Consider the following 18,939-nt stretch of genomic DNA (forward strand, 5'->3'; position numbering starts at 1 on the left):
AGGTGGCATTGACCCGCAACCGCTTAAAACCCCGAGCAACATCAAGCCTGAGGGCCTCAATCGTCTGTCTCGCATCGGGTTAATTCCTGATAATGTTTTTTGTCCATCTCGGCCAGCTGGTCAAGCTGAATACGTTGGGTCTGTCTGTGATCTTCAGGTTTTTTCCGCCTGTTGCCGGGCATGCTCCGCTTTCATCTGCCAGAGGGTGGACTCTGCGCGATAATGCATCAGGCCAACAGACAGCACCGTTATCACAACCAGCAACGCCATCACTGTTCCCCGCACCATGACAAAAACCTCTCCCGTTCCGCCGCTCGCCGTCTGACCAGTCCAGTCAGTTTTTTTCCGTCCGCGTCAGACCCAGCGGTTAAATTCATCGGCCGCGCCCGCAACATCGCCCGCATTGAGTTTTGTTCTAACAGGGTCGAGGTCGCGAATGCTTCCTCACCGATGTTAAAGACCAGTGATACCAGCGCATCAAACTGGAGTTGGGTCAGCGTGACCCGCACGCACCGGTTAATCACGTCCTCTGTCTGCTCGAGGTCATCGGTTAAAAAGCGTTCCGCCTGTGACGGTGAAATCGTCATCCGTTCCGTCACCCCATGCGTATGCCCATAGCCAATCGTCCAGCGTCCGGCCGGACAGCGATAAGCCCGAAGGCGACACCCCTCAAACTGTTTAATCCGACTTACCCCTGCGTCGCTGGTTGTCATTTTTTTTCCTTGTGTCCGGTTTTTTGACCGACAACCTCAACCCCCGAAAAGGCAGTGAGTCGGTTAATGCCTCCCCCAGAAAATCAGTGCCAAGGTAACCGATGAAGACACTGGCCAGATAGACCAGACCCGCACTTAACCCGAAAAGCGCCAGCAGGTCACGCGCAAACCACGCAATAATCGCGCATATCGTCGGCATCAATCAGGGTCTTGCGCCGTTTACCTTCCTGAATATCGCCCGCGCAGCCGCGCCATCAGAAACGCACAGCGTTTTGCGCCCACGCCCTGCTCTTTTAATCGACGCCGAAGGAAAGCGCAAACGCTCTCCCATGCCCCAGTGAACGTCTCCATTATCGTTTTTTCCATGCCTTTTCACCCGTCACAAACGGATTGTGCACACCGGTAATCGCCGCAATACGCCGGTCACGTTCGCGTTCACGCGCATCGGGGGGATATTGCCTGTCCCACTGCATTAAAATTGCTTGCTGCTCAGGGGGTATCACAAAACCATACCGGTCTGACATATAAAACCAGACCCGGGCGACGAGTCCCTTGACGTCATCGCGCGGTTCAAAAACCCGCTGTTTTTAAAATCCGGGACGGCTCTGACACTGCCCGTAAACAAAAGGGACCTGCCCGGCTTCGCCATAGGGCATATTACCCCGGTCGTTATTCACTTCACCTGACTCCGGTGCCAGATCGTGCAAATCGCCTTCCGCTTTTCGAAATTCCGGGTCTTCTTGACGGCAGCCTTTTCGGCCGCCTTTTTCTTTACAGCCAAACGCCTGACCGAATACCGACGCCGGCACGATATGCTCCCACTCAATCCGCTGTGCACGATGACGGTGAACTTCCCGTCTGACCGCCTGACCACGACTTTCAAGGTCAATTCGACCCCCGTTTTTTCCTGTCCACTGCCAGTCACAGCCACAATAGAGGGTGCCACCTGCACCCTGATTGAGGTCGTGGTAAACGGCCTGACGGGAAACCCATTTCGCTTCACTGAAACTCTTCGGGGTATTAACCGGCTTAGTCGCGCTGAGCGGGTGTGCTTAACACACTCAACAAGCACAGGATACCGATTACCCAATGTTGTCTGATAATCATCGTATCTCCTTGAAGGTATTACATTGTTTTGGGTCACCGCTATCAAAACCCCGCTTAAACCAGTCATGACGCTGTGCCGATGTCCCGTGCGTGAACGTCTCGGGAACCACCCGTCCATGACCTTCCCTCTGTAGCCGGTCATCCCCAGATCGCTTTGGCCGCATTGAGCGCGTCATCCAAATCGCCCATCTCGTCAGCCAGCCTGCCTGCTGCACAAATGCCCCCATACCCCCGCGTAGCAGTCCGCCTGCAATTCCAGCTTTACCGATAACTTATTGGCCGATTTTCTTGACATATTCGCCTGTGCCAGGTCTACTTTTTTCAAGACATCCCGCAGGTGTTGGATATGATGCCCCACTTCATGGGCTATCACATAACCAAAGGCAAATTTACCGTCTGCCCCCAGTCTGTTTTTCATCTCGTCATAAAATGACAGGTCGATATAGATAGTGCGGTCAGCAGGGCAATAAAAGGGCCTGTCGGGTATAGCCCGTGCCGCAGCCTGTCTCTATTACTCTGCCCGATATATCACCAGTTTCGGCAATCGGTAATGACCGCCTCCCTCAGCAAAAATCTTCCGCCAGGCATCTTCAGTTGATGCCAGAATGACAGAGGTGAACTTACGCGGCCTCGTTCTCATCCACAAAACGATTGACCCGATGACGGCGCGCTCACCTGAACCGATGTCGCAAAAGCCCAACGATAGCCACCCAGTAACAACACCAGGATAACAGCCAGCCAGGCCCATCCACGCCAGTGTGAAAACACAAAACCTTCTGCTAACAGCGGTTTATATTTCGGTTTTCTTTTCTTTTTCTTTGCCTTTTTCTTCCGGCGCTTCAAGGCTTCTTCCCGACGGGTATCCGCTTCCTGTGCTTCGGAAGTATTCCGTCGATCTTCTACCTGCTCACTTTCCCGTCTCTCTTTCCAGTGCATGAATACCTCGTTTTCGTTTCAATCCCACAATGTGACCAACAAACGGGTTGAGGGTAACGCATTGATTTCGGGTAACTGAATTTTAATGCCCATCGGCAGTCTGTCGGCTTTATCACAAAGTCCCGGATTAGCCACCAGAACCCGTTCAACCATGCCGATACAGCTGCCGTAGTAGCGAAAACAAATTTCATCCAGACTCTCGTTTTGTTGACTCAGTATCTTCATATCAGCGCCACCACGTTATGACCCTGCCCTTTGATCCGTGCTATCGCCCAGAGGGCATCGCGCCGGTAATCATCAATCGTAGGCGACAGGCTGTCGGCTTTTTTGTGGCCGGATGCCTGTGTGTCGATATCCCGAAACCGTTCCGAGCAGGTTAGCCGCGTCAGGCCACGATCCCGCACGCTCGTACAGCAGGCAAAGCGCACTGTCGTTATTAATCTGCATGGCCGGAATATCGGCTAGCTGGTTAAATCCTCGCGCGTTTTTTCTGGGTTTGCCAGTCCGCAGTTCGCACGCCACTTCAATCATCGCGTGGGTGAGTGCATCCTTAAGACGCGAAGCGATGATGGTGCCCTCGACTCTCACGCATCACCGCGCGGTAATTTTGGGGGTGACACGGCAGGCCAGAAAGGGTCATCGGCCGGCAAGATCTTTTTCTTCTTTAGGTGGTTTTCCGGCGAAGAAAAAATCCATATCCTCATCTCAATAGGTCGGGCGGTGGACAGTGAACATAACGCCTTTTTCACTGTGCCGCCCGGGTGCGTGGGCACAACTCATGTATTTGGTAACCCGGTGTTGAGCGCTTTTCCAGCTTTTTGATCTCACCTTTCACCCCAACGCCTTGAAAAAGCCTCGGGCGCGTTTTAAGGTGTCGAGGGCGGTTTATCTAGCAACTCATTATCGCGCTGACAAAAACCCCACCCATTTTAACAATTCGGCTCTGACCACATCCGGCATATCTTTCTCATCCGTTAAGGTGACGATTTGCGCTAAAAGCGACAATTCAAGCGGCTGATTCTGTTGGTATGCGGCTTTGGCCAGCCGCCGCCATTTCCTCCCGCGATCACGCAACCCGTCGTGCGGCTATGGCCAGCCGGCATTAAAAGCCCATGCGCTAACGCATATTCAGCAATAGCCACGCGCCTTCAATCTCACCGGCATCGATACGCCAGAGCATCATCATCATCAGCGTGTCATCCTGATGGCCGTTGCCGTTTTCCAATACCCCGCTCACCCAGGGGCATGACGGGGTAGACCCCGCTTTTTTATATTCGGCTTTCCCGTTCGGTTGACTGAATCCGCTTTAACTGACGTTCGTCCTGCTGAAACATCCGTTGAACCTGCTCCTGTGTCGCTCGCATCCCATAACAATGGCAGGGCGTTATCCGGCTTTTCACCCGCTAAACGCAGTTGATTGGCATGGTGCCGGGGGTGAGACGCTGGCCGCCGCCCTGATTAGCCTGACCGCTGCCACTTGAATGGAGTGCTTTGTTTTACCCCCTCTGCGGTTCCGATCGGGGTTTCTCTTCGGGTAAAGTTACCGGATCTTTTCGACCAGTGCTACCCCGCGATAATCTTCCACCACATAGGCTCCATTGACCGACTCATAATTTTCAATCCGGTCACGCTCGGGCGTATCCTTGATTTGTCGACGACGGGTGTCTTGCTGATAGTAAATTGAGAGATTATCCAGACGGGTAATGAGCAAGGATTTGTCGGGGAAGAACGGGGCGCGAATGGCGGGTAATCCACCCAGGCGTTTTTGACTGATAATCACATCGGCGGCCAGCATTTCGCTGTTAGGCTGCGCTTTGTTAACAATCGGAAAATATTTATCGGCGAGCAAGGAACGACCGCAAATAATCACTAAATCGGTATCATCCTGATACACTTCATCAATCACCCGTTCAACCGTATCCATTACCAGTGCATCCAGATTTTTGTAATCGCCTTTTTCGCCAATGCGGAGGGTGCTTGAGGTGACTTTACCTTGACTGTCGGTGATGTTGGCCATTACATGGGTTTTGGCATCATTACGAATTTTCTGTAACCAGCCGATATTCACATCCTGTAATTTGGCATTTTGAGTACGGTCTGAGGTTTTTTCTCGCTTGAGGCCATTAAAACCAATCATAATGCGGTCAAGGGCCTGACGGCGGACAATCGCATCGCGGATACGACGCTGGAAATCGTTAAATTTGGCCCACATATCGAGCTTGGCATAGCTAATCGCGGTATCGAAATTGGTTTGATAGCAATAGTAGTCAATCGCGTCCAGTGCCGTCGGGTCAATCGGTTCTCGACTTTAGCTACTGGTATCGGTGGTGCCCGCCACCGTAGAGCCCATCCCGAGTCCTATTGCCTGACCTTGCTGTTCAAGTACCGGCGCCAGATTTATTTTTTGCAAAAAAAAACCGCACTTTGCTGGATTTGACTCTCCAGTACCTGCACTTTGGGACGGTTCAATATTCACTTTCCCAGCAAAATCCTGCGGCGAGACGTGATAGATTTCCCCCAGGCGGCTTAAATACTGATTGAATTTACATTTGGTTTCTTTTCTCATCGTCTTCTCGTTAGCAGTTGGTCAGGGTATCGGTATCCCGTGTTCGCCCCAGTGAAACAGGGCGCGTCGGTATTTCTTCTTGCGCGAGGCTGGTCGTCAATGTTGTCAGTTCCGTTTTTAGTTGCTGGTGCTTTTCCGCATTGGCATTTTTTAGCGCGGTTAACACAACCCCTAATTGGGCAATTTGCTGTTCACTTCTTGCCTGCTGCGTCGCACAATACTCAATTGCCTGCTGGATATAACTAAAGGTCTGGGATTGGGAATCGCGCTCAAGGCTAAACAGGCCTTTGACTTTTTCAAGCAAATTCAGCGATGGGTTAGGGACAGCGGTCGTTTCGTCGATAAATTCGAGCAGGGTTTCTTCGGCAGCAGTAAACACGCTATGGGGGGATAATTTACGCTCAGCGAGACAGTGGGGTTTACCGTGACTGAATGCCAGCATACTGGTGCCCAGACTGGCGGGATTGTCCGTCACGGCAAGACCGACGAGATCGGCTTTACCCGTATCAGTGAAAGCCGTATCAATTTCGACCGAAGTGTACACTTTTTGCCGTTGTTTATTCATGGCAATCAATTCATCGGTGGGCGATAGCACCCCGTAAAGTCCAAGCTTGCCGGCTAATGCCCCTGTTTTGATTTCTTCCGTATAGACCGAAAGCACATCGCCAAAGTAGGGCATCCAGGGGGATTTCAAATGTTCAAGGTTAATTCGTGCCCCAAAAGTGTCCGGGTCGTAGTTTTTTTCAATATCGGTCAGCCATTCTCGCTGGACTTTACGGCCATCGGTGGTGGCACCTTCCACACAGATACGAATCGGGTTGGTTTTTTTCATTACACAGGCTCCGGCCAGGGTAGGGTTTATTGACATTATGGCCATAGCATTAAAAAGATAAGGGTGGGAAACAAGGCAGCGTGATTGTTTGAACTGTCAAACAAATTTTCACCTAGGCAATCCTTGGGAAATCTTCGTTATGCTAGCCGCATGAAAAATGAAAATCCCTTTTTACGACAGCGCGGCCGACAACTGGCTTTAGAAGGTTATAGCCCGAGTCAGATTGCACACATGTTGGGGCAAAATGTCGCTACCGTGCATAGCTGGAAACGGCGAGACCGGTGGAATGTCCAAAATGCCACGCAGGCCGTCAAACTGCGCCTGGAGGCGCGGCTTTGTCAGTTAATTGGTAAAGAATACAAAGAGGGTAAAGACTTTAAGGAAATTGACCTGCTTTATCGGCAACTGGAGCGCCAGTGTCGGATTGAACAATACCAACAAGGCGGTACGGAAAGAGGGCGTGATAAAAAAATAACCGTACCTCGGCTGAAAAGAATGCTTTTAGTGACAGCCAGATTGAGTTGCTTTTACACCATTTTCACCAGCATCTTTTTGATTACCAGCAGCACTGGTATCAGGCAGGATTAACTTATCCGATACGCAATATTTTAAAATCGCGCCAGATAGGTGCCACCTGGTTTTTTGCCCGCGAGGCGTTGATGGATGCATTAACCACCGGACGCAATCAGGTCTTTTTATCCGCCAGTAAATCCCAGGCGCATGTTTTTAAGGATTACATTATCAAAATGGCGCAGGAAGTGGATGTTGCTTTAAAAGGTGACCCTATCGTGTTAGCCAATGGTGCCACGCTTTATTTTCTTGGTACCAATGCGCGCACGGCCCAAAGTTATCACGGCAAGCTTTATCTGGATGAATACTTTTGGATCCCGAAATTTCAGGAATTACGTAAAGTGGCGTCTGGTATGGCGATGCAGAAAAAATGGCGACAGACCTACTTTTCAACCCCGTCGAGCCTGACGCATAGCGCTTACCCGTTCTGGTCTGGCAAACTGTTTAACCGGGGAAGGTCGAAAAAAGACCAGATTGATATCGCCATCAGCCACCCGTTGCTGGCGAACGGTCGCTATTGTGAAGATGGTCATTGGCGAAAAATTGTCACGTTAGACGATGCCATTAATGGCGGTTGTAACCTGTTTGACCGTGAAGGGTTAAAAAAGCGCTATAGTCCCGATGAATATCAAAACCTGTTAATGTGTGAATTTGTTGACGATATAGACTCGCTGTTTTTGTTTTCACTGATGCAGGTCTGTCAGGTGGAGAGCTGGGAGGTATGGGCGGATGTCAGTCCGTTGATGTCACGGCCTTATGGGTCACAAAGCGTCTGGATAGGCTACGACCCCGCCAAAGGCTCCCAGCACGGTGACAGAGCAGGCTGTGTCGTCATTGCGCCACCCCCTCACACCCGGTGGAAAATTTCGCATTCTGGAATACTTTCAATGGCGTGGGCTGGACTTTCGCGCACAGGCCGCCGCTATCCAACAACTCACCACCCGTTATCAGGTCGACTACATCGGGCTGGATGCGACTATCGATAATTACTACGAGCCACCGATGAGTTTTGAAGGCTTGTCACGCATTTTTCGGGCTGCTGCCCATCATAGCAGTGCCATTTATGTCAAACGCAATATTTTAAGCAGTACTTTTGTGCTACATAAATGGTTAAGTCGTCAGGATTTTGACCGTTTTGCGCTGGATTTTCTGATTTTTGGCAATGCGTATCTGGAACGGCGAAAAAATGGCTTAAATAAAACAATTTCGCTTAACTCCATCCCGGCCAAACTCACAAGGCGCGGTGAGGATTTAGCCACTTATTACCTTTTGCACGCGGGTTTTGACAGCGTGCCGTTTACTTTTCAGACGGGGCAGATTTTTCATTTGCTTGAGCCGGATATCAATCAGGAAATCTACGGCTTGCCCGAATATCTGGCCGCCCTGCCATTTTACTCAATGAATCGGCAACACTCTTTCGTCGTAAGTATTATCTGAACGGCTCCCATGCCGGCTATATCCTCTATATCAGTGATGCGGCGCAAAATTTCGTCGATTAACATCAGCGAACAGTTAAAAAGCAGTAAAGGGTTAGGGAATTTTCGCAATCTGTTTTTATATGCCCCGAACGGCAAAAAGGATGGCATACAAACCATTCCGTTATCGGAAGCCGCCGCGAAAGATGAATTTTTAAATATCAAAAATGTCAGTCGCGACGATATGTTAGCCGCTTACCGCGTGCCCCCGCAATTAATGGGCATTATGCCACAGAATGTAGGGGGATTTGGGGATGTACAAAAAGCGGCCAATGTGTTTATCTGCAACGAACTGCATCCGTTGCAACACAAAATGCAGCAGCTTAATGAATGGCTCGGCGAAGAGGTGATTTAGTTTACCCCTTACGCCTTGAATCGGATAAAAAATAAAATCTAATCCTTGCACAGGGCGTTTAACTGCGCCTCAGAAAGTCCCGTTGATTGTTGAATAATTTTTTTATCCAACCGGTTTGGCCCCAGTTGAAATTGGTTGTTTCAAATTATTTACATTTGTTGATGTAAGCTGTTCAAAAAATGCTTTTCTGGCTTTAACTAACTCGCTTCTTGTCCTTGCGTGTGATGGATCAACTTCATTGACAGTTTTCTTTTTTTCTTCTGATTGACTATGAATATTACGATTATCGTGTACAACAGGTAATTCAACATCATTTAAGTGCTTGAATGATGTTATTATTTCTTTGGAAAATTCTTTTTGTTTATTTATAGCGTCAATATCTAGAGTTTGTCCAGCGCCAAAAAATAAGGATGGATAAAACGATCCAATTAATATCGAATGTTTATTAAAACTACTGGTATCACCGTCTTCAGCTGAATCGTAAGCATCCGTATATAAACCAAGAATTATTTCAAACTCTTTCCTTTCTTCAGGGATTCATTGATTGAACCTTTTTATTAAAGATAGATAAAAATTCCTCTTGTCCGCTTTCCACCTCGACTAACATCAGGTCATCAATTGGGCTTAACCTTTTACATTCATCTGCAAGGATTTTTGTTAACGAATGTACTGAGTGTTCTTCAAAATTAATTTTCCCTTCATTGAAAGCTTTTTTGATATCAACACAGTCAGTATGGCTAGCTGAACGCCTAAATAAACCATCGCTTTTGGAGTTTCTCTTACTTTGACTATCTATTTGATAAGTCGTTTTTAGATAATCACAGAGATTGCTCATATACGCATTTCGTTCTGCTTGTTTACGGTAACATATCGAATCAAGCCTGGTGAATTGTAATTGTGCCCCCTTTAGATTCGAAAAACTTAAATCTGAGTTAGATAAGTTTACATCATGTAATTCCGCGCCCTTTAAATCAATGCCTGACAAATCTCTGTTAGAAAGGTCAGCGTTTGCTAAATAAATATTTCCGTTATTTGTTAACCTAGCTTGATTTTCAGATAAACCTTCATGCTTCATTAATAACTGAATCGTACAAAAATTATTAAAGCATTTTTCATCAATTCTTTTTTCAGCGGCTTTACCTTCAACGTTGATAGAAACGAAACCATTTTTATTTGAAAAAATAACGTCTTTACCTGAGAAATTAAATTTAAGATCTTTTGGGATTTCGTATCGAACTGAGCCATTAGATTGTTCGATAGTATCAGTAATGTTTGAACAGAACTCGTTATATTGTTTAGTAAGCTCTTTTCTGACTCCTCCGAATGTAATGAAATCAATAATATGTTCCAGTATTGTATTAGGCGATGTTGCTTTTTCTACATCCATATCATTAATACCCAAATTACTTTCCATAAATTTGGTGTAATGATTCTATATTTATGTTGATATAAGACATTTTTATTCCCTTAGTTTTTTTATTAAAAATTATCTAATTTATTTTTATCCTACATGCGTTTCACATCCAGAATAACAAGCAATTTTACGTTTTTAAGATGACAATAATCGGCAAAAGACAATAAATTATTATAATAAACACAGTTATGTAAAATTAATGTTAATTAATTAATTAATTAATTAATTTTTTCTTAGTTATTTCAAATTCTCTTGTTTATAAATTATTAAAAAATTGAAATTTTTTATCTAATCAATTTATTTATATATAATTATGATTTTTATTTTATTTTTTATCAGGTAATTACCTGAATTTAATGTACAGAGTGGAAATTACAACTTGGTTATACTTTTGATTTTCGAGATCGGTTCTAAAAAACATGAAAAATCGCAGTGGTAGCCCCGCTGCGCCTGCCTGCTAAAGGTGTCGTTTTTTGTGCAGTTGCACAACACGATTCAGGGTACGCCAGTACTGGCCTTTCCCGTGATTTCAGGTGAGCAAAAACTTGTGCAAATTTGTGCATTTTTGTGCAAATCCATGCACTTATTTTTTATTTTCAAATAAGGGGGGGGATTTTTTTTGATAATTTAGCCCGGTAACGGGTTCTCAGACTCGGGCGTGTAACTTGAAAAACCGTATTCCCGTGGTAAGAAAAACTCGCGTGAGGCGTACTTAGGCATAAAATAGTGTACACCCAAAGAGGGGGGATAAAATCCCTTTTCTACAGTTATTGCCAGAACTCCGAGGCGCGCCGATGGCGCTTTTAAAAAGCTCCTGGTCATCCTCGGGTAAGTACAAATATAGGCATTTTTCTAACAGCTCCACCACCAGGTAACTCTCTGACCCGCTCGTCAATGATAATTATTAAATAGCGGACAGTGGTTTCATTTTTTATGGTAGGAAGCAGCAGAGAGAATTAGTTCGGTTGGATGTTAGGACTAGCGGTGCCACCGGCTTCGATGTGGCATCAAAAACAATATTCATTGAAATAAGATTAAATTTTTATTGGTAAATTTAATTAAAATAATAGAATTACTTTTGTGAAAATCAGTTTAAATAAAACACGATTAAGTGAAAAATAATATTCATTAGATTGTAATGAATATTAAAAACTTTTTCATAATAAATTTGATATATTTTATTTCGTAGACAGCAAGGTATATTATTAATAGCGTATAAGAAAACATATTATGAGCATGTGGGATGATTTTGGTAAATTGGAATTACTTTGGATAAATATTCTTAATTATGACAACGATGGATATAACAACCATAAGTATGCGACTATTTTTGGTAATGGTAAAAATCAGGCCACTATTTATATTAGAATATCTGATAAGAATAAAAAAATATTGATTATTCCAGATGATGAATTACTTAAAGCCGTACATTTCGTACATTATACAGAAGGTAAGCGATTAAATAGACAGGGAGATAATTCTAATTACAAGCCATGGGTTTATACCAATGAAGATTTAGGTTACGCCAAAGTAATATCGACTTCAAATACAGTGAATTCTGAAGTCAGTACCTATGGAGAATATGGGCAAGTAATCAAGCTTTACTTACATGCGACAGAACCTAATGAAGGCTTCAAAATCAGTGCGGGCATAGATATTCCGGGTGTAGGTGATTTTAATACCAGTGAGATGGGGCGATCACTCGAAATGGGCCAGAAGGAAAGACGGGTTCAGCATTTAAATATCCACATTTTTTTCATATTAAAGCCATTACGCCAATTGATTATGGTTCAAAATATAATGTCTTAGTAAATAAAGGTAGCAGTGAAATTTCCAATAAAATAAAGATATCTAAAGTGGGAAATGAAAGGCAGTATTTAAAGGATATTTTTTATTTTAATGGGATTAGTAAACGAGAACATATATCTATTAGGTCCAAAGAAATAAAATCAAACGATAATAATACTTTTAAGGTAATTAATGTTATCAGAGATAAAAAAGCTAATTTGGATACTGTTAAATTTCTAAATAATAATCTTCCTGACATCATTGTAGGAATGGGTGGAGGATCATTTTCATCATATTTTGTTTTTGTTGCTCCTCAAGACCTGGTTGGTTTGATGCCTGGTAGTTGTATTTATGGGGTCGAAGAATTTACTAATATTGTTTATAAGTATGAGCTGTCACAAAAAGTTACCAATTACGGTGGCTCTGATAGTCCAAATTTAAGTTCTAGTAGCTCAAGTGCGGCAGTCTTCATTTTACAATGTAATATTCCATTAAGGAATGTTGGAAAATTCAATTGGTGTAATCAAAACGAAAATGCGGTTGTTAAAATGGAAGTCATAGATAGTTATGGTAATAGTGGGATTATTACAATCAAATCGCATTATGGTGATTCTTCAATTATTGATATAACTATCAATGAGGAATAAGTTTTAAGAAAGATGTTGAAAGGTAAATAATGTTATAATTAATGATTATTTTAGTTATATCTCATCCAGAATATAAAACGCCTGCTAGACAGGAGCATAATTATAATCAATTTTTTATTTGCTTTTTGTTTAAATTAGGTTGGGTATATATTTGTCTTAACTAATTTTCTATAATTTCATGACATAATTTAATTAGCATTAACTTTCGCAATATTTTTTCTCGTACAAAAAACCGCCCGCAAAGATTTAAAAGATAAACTTTCTTGGTGAAAGTTGGCAATCCTTTATATCCATATTTTATTAATAAATTAGGCCATTGGACTCCAGGTTATTTTACCTCTTTAAGCCTTATTTTTGATAATTATTCATGCTTTTTTATTTTATTATAGAATGATAACTTGTGTATCGTTTAAACAGAAAAAAGGTATTAAGTTTGCAAAATTAACTTTATTAAAATAAAAAAACCTATATTTATTTGTAATAATTTAAAGTATATAAGTAAATTTTTTTAATTATTTTTTTGTAACAATAGGTTTTATAAAAAATAATAAATTAAAAAAATGTCATTAAAGCCATTTTTTGACAAAAAATATTAATTTATTTTAATTGGAGGTCTGGTTTTTTTGTGTTAGATATATTTAAGTAAATTAAAAAAATTATTAATATATGACAATATAAATAATAAGGAGCAAAACATAACATTATTATTAATAACAGAGAATACTTAAATACATCATTACCATACTCATTTTTTAATATAAAAAATGAGTTAAATTTCTTTTATAAAGAATAAGGAAAATAAGTGAAGGGTTACTGTATTCTGCTATGTTTATTAGTGTTTTCACATTGTTCGCTAGCCGATAATTCAGAAAAGGTCTATCGTGCAGCAATGGAATCACCAGAAGATGTAAAAAGAGCTGGAGGATTTTATCCAAGAGGAATGGATGGAACTAAGCCAAATCAGCCACCACCAAATATAAATTTATGGGATCATGTCCATGGTGCCGATACAGCTATGGCTCGACATGATTCTGGCTATGTATCGAGCACGACTGCACGAGGATTTGCAATAAACTGGGTTAACGACCATAAGTATTATTTATTGGAGTCAAATTATTGGTTGGGAGCGAGTCAAAGGTGGTGTCGTCGGCGCTTTCATCGCTAATCCAGACTACAGAGAACGCTTATACAGCAATTTAGCATCATCAGAACTCAATCGCAGCTGGCAGGTTTTCCTTATGATCACCCAGCATGGGGGATCCAGCCGTGGTTTCCTTTTGCTAACTGTGAGTTAAAAACTGCTCCCATGTCTTCATGTTACCCTAAAAAAACTGTACAGGATTATGGAGAAGTTATGTTCTGGGACTCTTTTAGGCAAAAAATTGCCAAATTGTTTGCGGTGATTTAGCGCTAACGGCTGATACATATTATAAGGTAGTAGTAATTTATTACAAATCAAAGTATTTAATAATGCCGTATCTAAATTACAGTAATTTATAGAAAAAACATATTCAGATGAATATATTATTATATGGAATAAAGCGTTAACTAATAGATGGCAACGTTTAAGTAAATGCAAGATATAAATATAAAAAAATATATAAACAGTAGATTTTTATTTATTCAGCTGTAATAAAAAATGAGTTTATTAGATAGTTGTAAAATAACTGAATTACAATTCTATAAATTTAAGTTATTACTACAACAGACAAAATTTTATTGCAATAAATATTCATTATTTACTAACAATAATTAAAAACTAAATCTAGGGGGCGAAAGCAATATTCTTTATAAAAATTAAAAAAAAACCATCAAGTTTTTTGCGAAAATTATTATTTAATAAAGGAGTTTTTAATGACAAATTTTAAATGTTTTCTGTTTTTTCTTTTTATATTATCTAGCATATCATTTACCACTTATGTTGAGGTAAGTACACAGACAGAATATCAGCTTCAGGGAACAATTGTCGGTTATACTGCGGCACAAACTACTAATAATGTTTTATGTTATATTGCAGTAAAAACAGATAATCCTTATTATAGCGGCTATTATCATGCATCTTATCGTAAAGATATTTGGATGCTGCCAGAGCCGCTTTTTACCTTAAACAGGATGTTGTGTTATGGGCTTTTGCGGATTCAGGGGCAAATATTGCGCAAATGCTAGAAGTTAATAATGGTGCTGTTAAATGGTGGCAATAATTACAAAATAACAATTATTACAACTTTGTAGAAATATATATTAAATATTTTTGAACTTAACTATTTGTTTAACAATACAGAGTTTATATGACTCTGTATTATCGTCTTTTATGTCTCTCAAAGTTTGATAGTAGCGAAAATTGGTCAAATTAATTAATCTAATATTGAATACTTGCTGCTCACTGTCAGTATAATAAATTAGTTTTTGACAGATAAAATTTAGTAGCCAGCTTTGGGTGTCAGCATAGTGCGTATTGATTGCCTGATATGTTGATGGTTCTGTGCTAGCAGATTGTAAAATACTTACTCCGCCTGACAGTGATGTTTTTTCTGTTTTATTTGCGTTAAGGTCGGTTAGAGCACATCGAAATCAGGGATTAGAAATCAACAACAAGAATAATTTGATTACATACTAAAATTTGATCGAAAAACAGATTATTAACTTAAAAAAATTATTAATAGTAGTAACCAGAAGGGCAATTTAATTAAAGTTTTTTATAGATTAAAATCAATCATTAAAGCAGTGCTGAAATTAAATAGCCACCTATTAGGCGTTGAGTTAGAAATTAGCTATTTTAATAAGATAAGGTCGTTAACTGTATACCATTAATTAACTTTGTTTAATTAAATATAAATCTATTACTTTTTGTAATAAAAAAATTATTATTTAATAAATTTCGTATGCGCAGTATTTGATGTATTATTGAAAATATCCTCAATTTGTATCGTTGCGTAGTATTTTTGTGGCGAAAGTGCTCCGGTTTTTAGTACTATTTTTCTCTCTTCTGGGGAAATACCATGCTGTTGTGCAATTAATTCGCCATTAATACTATCTTTATAGATTTGTATATTGTAACTGAGTTGTGGTGGAGTTTTATCTGAATTTTGCCACTCAATAATAACGGAATAATTATTTATCTAATTGTAAAATGCAGATATATTCTCAATTACAGCATGAATAACAGGTTTAGGTTTAGTATCAAATTGGTCCGGATAAAATTTTATACTGTTTTGATTATTATCATATATTACACCGGCAATTAATTTAATATTAGTATTCTGATAAAGTGCTGCTTTCCAATAGTTAGGATTACCGCCTGCGTTTGCTTCATAAAAAATTGGTTTTTGCCAAGAGCCATCTTTATTTATGCGAAAATGTTGACCATAAATGCCATAGTATCCTAATGCTTTACCAGCAAATCGTTCCGGAAAACCTGTACAGGAATTGCCTGTTAATGGAATATCGATGCCCGGTACTGCTGCTGACATGTAGTGTGTCCATTTTTGTTCGTAATAAGTGTACATAAACATTGCCATGCGGGTAACTTTTTCTCCTGAAATATACCAGCGTCTGATCACAGTGGCATACCATTGATCTGTATACCAAGGCATAGGGTGTGAAGTATGTAAACTGGTACCTTCACCGCCGAAATGGCTCCAATGTAATCCTTCATGACTATAGGTTAATTTTACTTCAGTAGGTAGTTCAGGTTCTAATTCTTTTAAATCCCAGATAGAACAAATATTGTTATAAATAAAAGGAACACCTTCAATGATCTTATCCGCCTGATGTTGAATACCAGCATAGGCACCACGTTCGCCAAAGAAAAAATTACATCCTGACCAGTAAATATGCTCTCTATTGCCTTCAATAGGTACTCTTTGCTCTACATACAATAATTCAGCACTATTACTAGAAAAATAAGAGGTAACTGAGGGCCCACTTGTGGGAACGTTATTTTTATCGGCATCAAGCATTGCGATTATTTTTTCGCGTAGGTCATTTATATTTTCCGACCTATTTTGATCATAAATTTTATCAACATCGTAGTGAGCTTGTCCCCGGGTAGTCGAATCTCCGTCAGGGATGTCATTTTCATATTTATGAGCCATTATTTTTTCTGCTTGTATTATTCATTCTTGTTTTTTGCTATCTAGGGCGCTTTTTTTGAGTTCGGTGGTTAGTACAGCTAATGAAGTTAACAAAAGATCATGACTGTATTCGTCATATATCTTAGAATTAACAAAATTCCAGGCTTCAAAAATGATTTTATCATGACAAATTTTTATCAACCATCCAGTTTCTTTATCTCCCAAGCCATTTTGCGTTTTAGTCAATGAAGGGGGCTTCAATTAGCGTACCAAATTGGCGTTGAATAAATTCAATAACACCAAACACTCTATCCGTCAGTAAGTGATTTTCAAACTCCAATCAGAAAAACACAGTATAAATATGATAGTTATCCCGTCAGAAATAGCCATTCATTTGTATAAATTCTCTGGCATCTAAATTAGAAATAATTATATTATTTTTATATTTTGATATTCGCTCAATTCGTTCAATTAAGTTGTATTTATTAAATCTGGCATCTAATTTCCAATTACCTTTTTGTTCTTTTCCTCCAAGAATTCCTCCCAAAAGGATACCAGAACGGTTAGTTCTATTTAGAAAAAAAGTTGAATATCCTAGTTCGAAAATATTGCTAGATTTGGCATGTACCATAATCTTCCGTTGATGATGCCATTCATCAATTGTGACATCTGTTTTCTCAATTTTTTTGCAAAAATCATGTGTATGGTTAATTATACTATACCAAAATGCATAAATAGCTGGGTTGATATCGTTTAAATAAATTTTCTTCGCATATCCCTTAGTAAGTAAGTTTAATGCTAGTCCTGCCCCCCAGCAAACGGTTCTGCATAATGTAGATCGTGAAGATTATTTTTTTCAATAATTTTCATGACAAAATTGGATAATTTTGCTTTACCACCGGGATATCTGAGTGGGGTATTAAATAACATAGTCATACCTCGTATTTTACTATCATTATTCATAGGATTTCTCCGGTTATTGATTACATGAATGTGAATTTGATTAAAAAATTGATCATATGTGAATTATTTGTGGTAATATTATTGCCGTTGTGTGTTAGTTAACAGCAACATTTTCCCTAGTGTTGGCCAGCCTTGCGCTGGTCTTTTTTAAAGTTGCTCGGAAATACCAAATAGTGGTCAATTTCTAGTGAATACTTTTGCTATTAGCAAATAACGATTTGAGATTGATACCGTATACCTGTAGCCATGATTCAGCAGGCCATGACTTAACCTGACCATAACGAATATCCGGTACTTCGGTTGCTTCCACCTGGTTCTCACGACACCATCTGCGAAGTGGGGTAAACTTGTATTCTTTCCCTGTGGCATTCTTTACGGCTGTGATGGTGGCATGTTTAACACTTTCTCCTAGTCGTTCGGTAAGTTCTCTATTTTTACGCGTAGCCACACTAAGTTTGCCCATTGCAGAAGCTTCACGAGTGCGACTGATTTGTGATTTTGTCCTAATTGCTTCATCTCTTTGGTCAGTAATAACCGCTTTTTCCTTTCAGAGATAACCAGGGCTTCTAATGCTTCGATGTAATTACCCGGTAATGACGGCTGTAAAATTTGTCTTTCGCATTCAATAAAATACTGTCTTGCCTGTTTCCCTTTCTCGTTGCGTTCAACCATCGAAAGTTCTTTCGCCATATCGAGGGAAATGTGGTATTCCTTTGCCGGACGGCCTCCGAAGGGGTTTTCGCCAGAATTGGCGAAAACTATATAGTCGATATTTTCCACAAATCCGTACTGCTTAATACGGTCTTTAATCCAATTTGAGAAATCCTTGCCAACTTCTAGAAATTGATGTAAATCACGTGCATTGACTGTTTGGATTAATTCGTCGTTGATGTTTTTTGTTTCGATGTTGATTAAATTTGACATAAGGATATCCCTCAAAGTTAATTGATGAATGAATATGGATGTTTGTTAAGCGATATTGATCATGGGGGGATAATGCCGTTCTGGTGTGAACTACTTTTTTAGCTTAGGCCATAATATTATGATACAAATCAATGCCATAGTGCCTAACAGTACGAATATGTCCTCCATCTCTTTTCCGTCTAACTGTAATCCGCTCAATGCTTCATTACCCCATTTGATCTCGGGGAATATTGCCGGTGGTGTTGTATCAACATGGGATAGATGTTCTACTATCAGCTCAAAGGCAAACGCTACACTAATAAACAATAATGTCGTGATTAATAATTTAATGATGTTAAGTTTCATAATTGAACCTCGATGAAATTAGTTTATTTCTTAACGCAAATCGCTTTGGCGTTGATATCCTTGAAAGTATCAAATTCCTGCTCAAACTGTTTAGCAGCGAATTGACACATATTTTCAGTATCAAATTCCTGTGTATGAACACTTGCAAAGTTGCTTGATGCATAAGGGCTGGCGTACATGGCCAGGATTAAAATCCACATGATGGGCTCCTGTGTCTAAAAGGGGATATAT

The 18,939-nt window shown here is 40.6% G+C and carries 26 protein-coding genes and 6 pseudogenes; 9 read left to right on the forward strand and 23 right to left on the reverse strand.

Annotated features, from left to right (window positions below; genetic code table 11):
- Positions 1 to 56: 56 nt before the first annotated feature.
- The 14 genes and pseudogenes from AC01GB_RS00255 to AC01GB_RS00320 form a co-directional block, all read right to left on the reverse strand.
- The gene (locus AC01GB_RS00255; protein ID WP_474449718.1) at positions 57 to 182 is read right to left on the reverse strand and encodes a hypothetical protein; all 126 of its coding nucleotides are present in this window, start codon (positions 180 to 182) and stop codon (positions 57 to 59) included.
- A gap of 87 nt (positions 183 to 269) precedes the next feature.
- Positions 270 to 713, reverse strand: coding sequence for a lysozyme (locus AC01GB_RS00260; protein WP_474449719.1), 444 nt, complete (start codon positions 711 to 713; stop codon positions 270 to 272).
- Positions 679 to 1,064, reverse strand: a pseudogene (locus AC01GB_RS00265) (phage holin, lambda family). Before AC01GB_RS00265 ends, AC01GB_RS00260 begins: the two are co-directional and overlap by 35 nt.
- Positions 1,064 to 1,699, reverse strand: a pseudogene (locus AC01GB_RS00270) (endonuclease); the annotation flags it as partial. The pseudogenes AC01GB_RS00265 and AC01GB_RS00270, both read right to left, overlap by 1 nt.
- A gap of 117 nt (positions 1,700 to 1,816) precedes the next feature.
- Positions 1,817 to 2,047 (reverse strand): neutral zinc metallopeptidase, encoded by a 231-nt coding sequence (locus tag AC01GB_RS00275; protein WP_474449720.1) that lies wholly within the window; start codon positions 2,045 to 2,047, stop codon positions 1,817 to 1,819.
- A pseudogene (locus tag AC01GB_RS00280) lies at positions 2,014 to 2,568 on the reverse strand (neutral zinc metallopeptidase). Before AC01GB_RS00280 ends, AC01GB_RS00275 begins: the two are co-directional and overlap by 34 nt.
- The gene (locus AC01GB_RS00285) at positions 2,457 to 2,756 is read right to left on the reverse strand and encodes a hypothetical protein (RefSeq protein ID WP_474449721.1); all 300 of its coding nucleotides are present in this window, start codon (positions 2,754 to 2,756) and stop codon (positions 2,457 to 2,459) included. Before AC01GB_RS00285 ends, AC01GB_RS00280 begins: the two are co-directional and overlap by 112 nt.
- 18 nt (positions 2,757 to 2,774) lie before the next feature.
- Entirely contained in the window at positions 2,775 to 2,981 is a 207-nt protein-coding gene (locus AC01GB_RS00290) for a tail protein X (protein WP_474449722.1), read from the reverse strand.
- Entirely contained in the window at positions 2,978 to 3,109 is a 132-nt protein-coding gene (locus tag AC01GB_RS00295; RefSeq protein WP_474449747.1) for a head completion/stabilization protein, read from the reverse strand. Before AC01GB_RS00295 ends, AC01GB_RS00290 begins: the two co-directional genes overlap by 4 nt.
- The gene (locus AC01GB_RS00300) at positions 3,054 to 3,344 is read right to left on the reverse strand and encodes a head completion/stabilization protein (protein WP_474449723.1); all 291 of its coding nucleotides are present in this window, start codon (positions 3,342 to 3,344) and stop codon (positions 3,054 to 3,056) included. The genes AC01GB_RS00295 and AC01GB_RS00300 overlap by 56 nt, the downstream gene beginning before the upstream one ends.
- Before the next feature lie 312 nt (positions 3,345 to 3,656).
- Positions 3,657 to 3,830 (reverse strand): hypothetical protein, encoded by a 174-nt coding sequence (locus tag AC01GB_RS00305; RefSeq protein WP_474449724.1) that lies wholly within the window; start codon positions 3,828 to 3,830, stop codon positions 3,657 to 3,659.
- 43 nt (positions 3,831 to 3,873) lie between these two features.
- Positions 3,874 to 4,032, reverse strand: a pseudogene (gene gpM / locus AC01GB_RS00310) (phage terminase small subunit); the annotation flags it as partial.
- Between the two features lie 264 nt (positions 4,033 to 4,296).
- A pseudogene (locus tag AC01GB_RS00315) lies at positions 4,297 to 5,322 on the reverse strand (phage major capsid protein, P2 family).
- Positions 5,323 to 5,332: 10 nt separating this feature from the next.
- A complete protein-coding gene (locus AC01GB_RS00320; protein WP_474449726.1) occupies positions 5,333 to 6,154 on the reverse strand; it encodes a GPO family capsid scaffolding protein in 822 nt (273 codons plus the stop codon).
- Positions 6,155 to 6,238: 84 nt separating this feature from the next.
- Here AC01GB_RS00320 and AC01GB_RS00325 point away from each other — a divergent pair, with 84 nt between their 5' ends.
- The 3 genes and pseudogenes from AC01GB_RS00325 to AC01GB_RS00335 all read left to right on the forward strand — a co-directional run bounded on the left by AC01GB_RS00325 (position 6,239) and on the right by AC01GB_RS00335 (position 8,554).
- Positions 6,239 to 6,742 (forward strand): terminase gpP N-terminus-related DNA-binding protein, encoded by a 504-nt coding sequence (locus AC01GB_RS00325; protein ID WP_474449727.1) that lies wholly within the window; start codon positions 6,239 to 6,241, stop codon positions 6,740 to 6,742.
- On the forward strand, positions 6,676 to 7,710 hold the full coding sequence (locus AC01GB_RS00330; RefSeq protein ID WP_474449728.1) for a terminase large subunit domain-containing protein: 1,035 nt from the start codon (positions 6,676 to 6,678) through the stop codon (positions 7,708 to 7,710). The genes AC01GB_RS00325 and AC01GB_RS00330 overlap by 67 nt, the downstream gene beginning before the upstream one ends.
- Positions 7,598 to 8,554, forward strand: a pseudogene (locus tag AC01GB_RS00335) (phage portal protein). Before AC01GB_RS00330 ends, AC01GB_RS00335 begins: the two are co-directional and overlap by 113 nt.
- A gap of 529 nt (positions 8,555 to 9,083) precedes the next feature.
- Here the strand turns inward: AC01GB_RS00335 and AC01GB_RS00340 are convergent.
- Positions 9,084 to 9,956, reverse strand: a complete 873-nt coding sequence (locus AC01GB_RS00340) for a pentapeptide repeat-containing protein (RefSeq protein WP_474449729.1) — start codon at positions 9,954 to 9,956, stop codon at positions 9,084 to 9,086.
- A 1,242-nt stretch (positions 9,957 to 11,198) separates the two neighbouring features.
- On the opposite strand from AC01GB_RS00340, the gene AC01GB_RS00345 reads away from it, so the two are divergent.
- The 6 genes from AC01GB_RS00345 (at position 11,199) to AC01GB_RS00370 (ending at position 14,569) form a co-directional block, all read left to right on the forward strand.
- Positions 11,199 to 11,777 (forward strand): hypothetical protein, encoded by a 579-nt coding sequence (locus tag AC01GB_RS00345; RefSeq protein WP_474449730.1) that lies wholly within the window; start codon positions 11,199 to 11,201, stop codon positions 11,775 to 11,777.
- A gap of 47 nt (positions 11,778 to 11,824) precedes the next feature.
- Positions 11,825 to 12,403: a hypothetical protein gene (locus AC01GB_RS00350; protein WP_474449731.1), complete on the forward strand. Its 579-nt coding sequence runs from the start codon at positions 11,825 to 11,827 to the stop codon at positions 12,401 to 12,403.
- An 802-nt stretch (positions 12,404 to 13,205) separates the two neighbouring features.
- Positions 13,206 to 13,568, forward strand: coding sequence for an enterotoxin A family protein (locus tag AC01GB_RS00355; RefSeq protein ID WP_474449732.1), 363 nt, complete (start codon positions 13,206 to 13,208; stop codon positions 13,566 to 13,568).
- A complete protein-coding gene (locus AC01GB_RS00360; protein ID WP_474449749.1) occupies positions 13,519 to 13,698 on the forward strand; it encodes a hypothetical protein in 180 nt (59 codons plus the stop codon). The genes AC01GB_RS00355 and AC01GB_RS00360 overlap by 50 nt, the downstream gene beginning before the upstream one ends.
- A complete protein-coding gene (locus AC01GB_RS00365; RefSeq protein WP_474449750.1) occupies positions 13,626 to 13,811 on the forward strand; it encodes an enterotoxin A family protein in 186 nt (61 codons plus the stop codon). The genes AC01GB_RS00360 and AC01GB_RS00365 overlap by 73 nt, the downstream gene beginning before the upstream one ends.
- Before the next feature lie 446 nt (positions 13,812 to 14,257).
- Positions 14,258 to 14,569 (forward strand): hypothetical protein, encoded by a 312-nt coding sequence (locus AC01GB_RS00370; RefSeq protein WP_474449734.1) that lies wholly within the window; start codon positions 14,258 to 14,260, stop codon positions 14,567 to 14,569.
- A gap of 953 nt (positions 14,570 to 15,522) precedes the next feature.
- Here the strand turns inward: AC01GB_RS00370 and AC01GB_RS00375 are convergent.
- From AC01GB_RS00375 to AC01GB_RS00410, 8 genes are all read right to left on the reverse strand, one after another.
- Complete coding sequence (locus AC01GB_RS00375) at positions 15,523 to 16,497, reverse strand: DUF3472 domain-containing protein (RefSeq protein WP_474449735.1); 975 nt, start codon at positions 16,495 to 16,497, stop codon at positions 15,523 to 15,525.
- A 21-nt stretch (positions 16,498 to 16,518) separates the two neighbouring features.
- The gene (locus AC01GB_RS00380; RefSeq protein ID WP_474449737.1) at positions 16,519 to 16,737 is read right to left on the reverse strand and encodes a hypothetical protein; all 219 of its coding nucleotides are present in this window, start codon (positions 16,735 to 16,737) and stop codon (positions 16,519 to 16,521) included.
- A 115-nt stretch (positions 16,738 to 16,852) separates the two neighbouring features.
- Complete coding sequence (locus AC01GB_RS00385) at positions 16,853 to 17,107, reverse strand: DNA adenine methylase (protein ID WP_474449738.1); 255 nt, start codon at positions 17,105 to 17,107, stop codon at positions 16,853 to 16,855.
- A 167-nt stretch (positions 17,108 to 17,274) separates the two neighbouring features.
- Positions 17,275 to 17,439: a hypothetical protein gene (locus tag AC01GB_RS00390; RefSeq protein WP_474449739.1), complete on the reverse strand. Its 165-nt coding sequence runs from the start codon at positions 17,437 to 17,439 to the stop codon at positions 17,275 to 17,277.
- Between the two features lie 184 nt (positions 17,440 to 17,623).
- Complete coding sequence (locus AC01GB_RS00395) at positions 17,624 to 17,887, reverse strand: hypothetical protein (RefSeq protein ID WP_474449741.1); 264 nt, start codon at positions 17,885 to 17,887, stop codon at positions 17,624 to 17,626.
- A complete protein-coding gene (locus AC01GB_RS00400; protein ID WP_474449742.1) occupies positions 17,848 to 18,378 on the reverse strand; it encodes an antA/AntB antirepressor family protein in 531 nt (176 codons plus the stop codon). Before AC01GB_RS00400 ends, AC01GB_RS00395 begins: the two co-directional genes overlap by 40 nt.
- Before the next feature lie 75 nt (positions 18,379 to 18,453).
- On the reverse strand, positions 18,454 to 18,708 hold the full coding sequence (locus AC01GB_RS00405; protein WP_474449744.1) for a hypothetical protein: 255 nt from the start codon (positions 18,706 to 18,708) through the stop codon (positions 18,454 to 18,456).
- Positions 18,709 to 18,731: 23 nt separating this feature from the next.
- Positions 18,732 to 18,908 carry a hypothetical protein gene (locus AC01GB_RS00410; protein ID WP_474449745.1) on the reverse strand — a complete coding sequence of 59 codons (177 nt, stop codon included), beginning with the start codon at positions 18,906 to 18,908 and terminating at the stop codon, positions 18,732 to 18,734.
- Positions 18,909 to 18,939 lie beyond the last annotated feature (31 nt).

Source organism: Candidatus Arsenophonus phytopathogenicus (assembly GCF_056113345.1).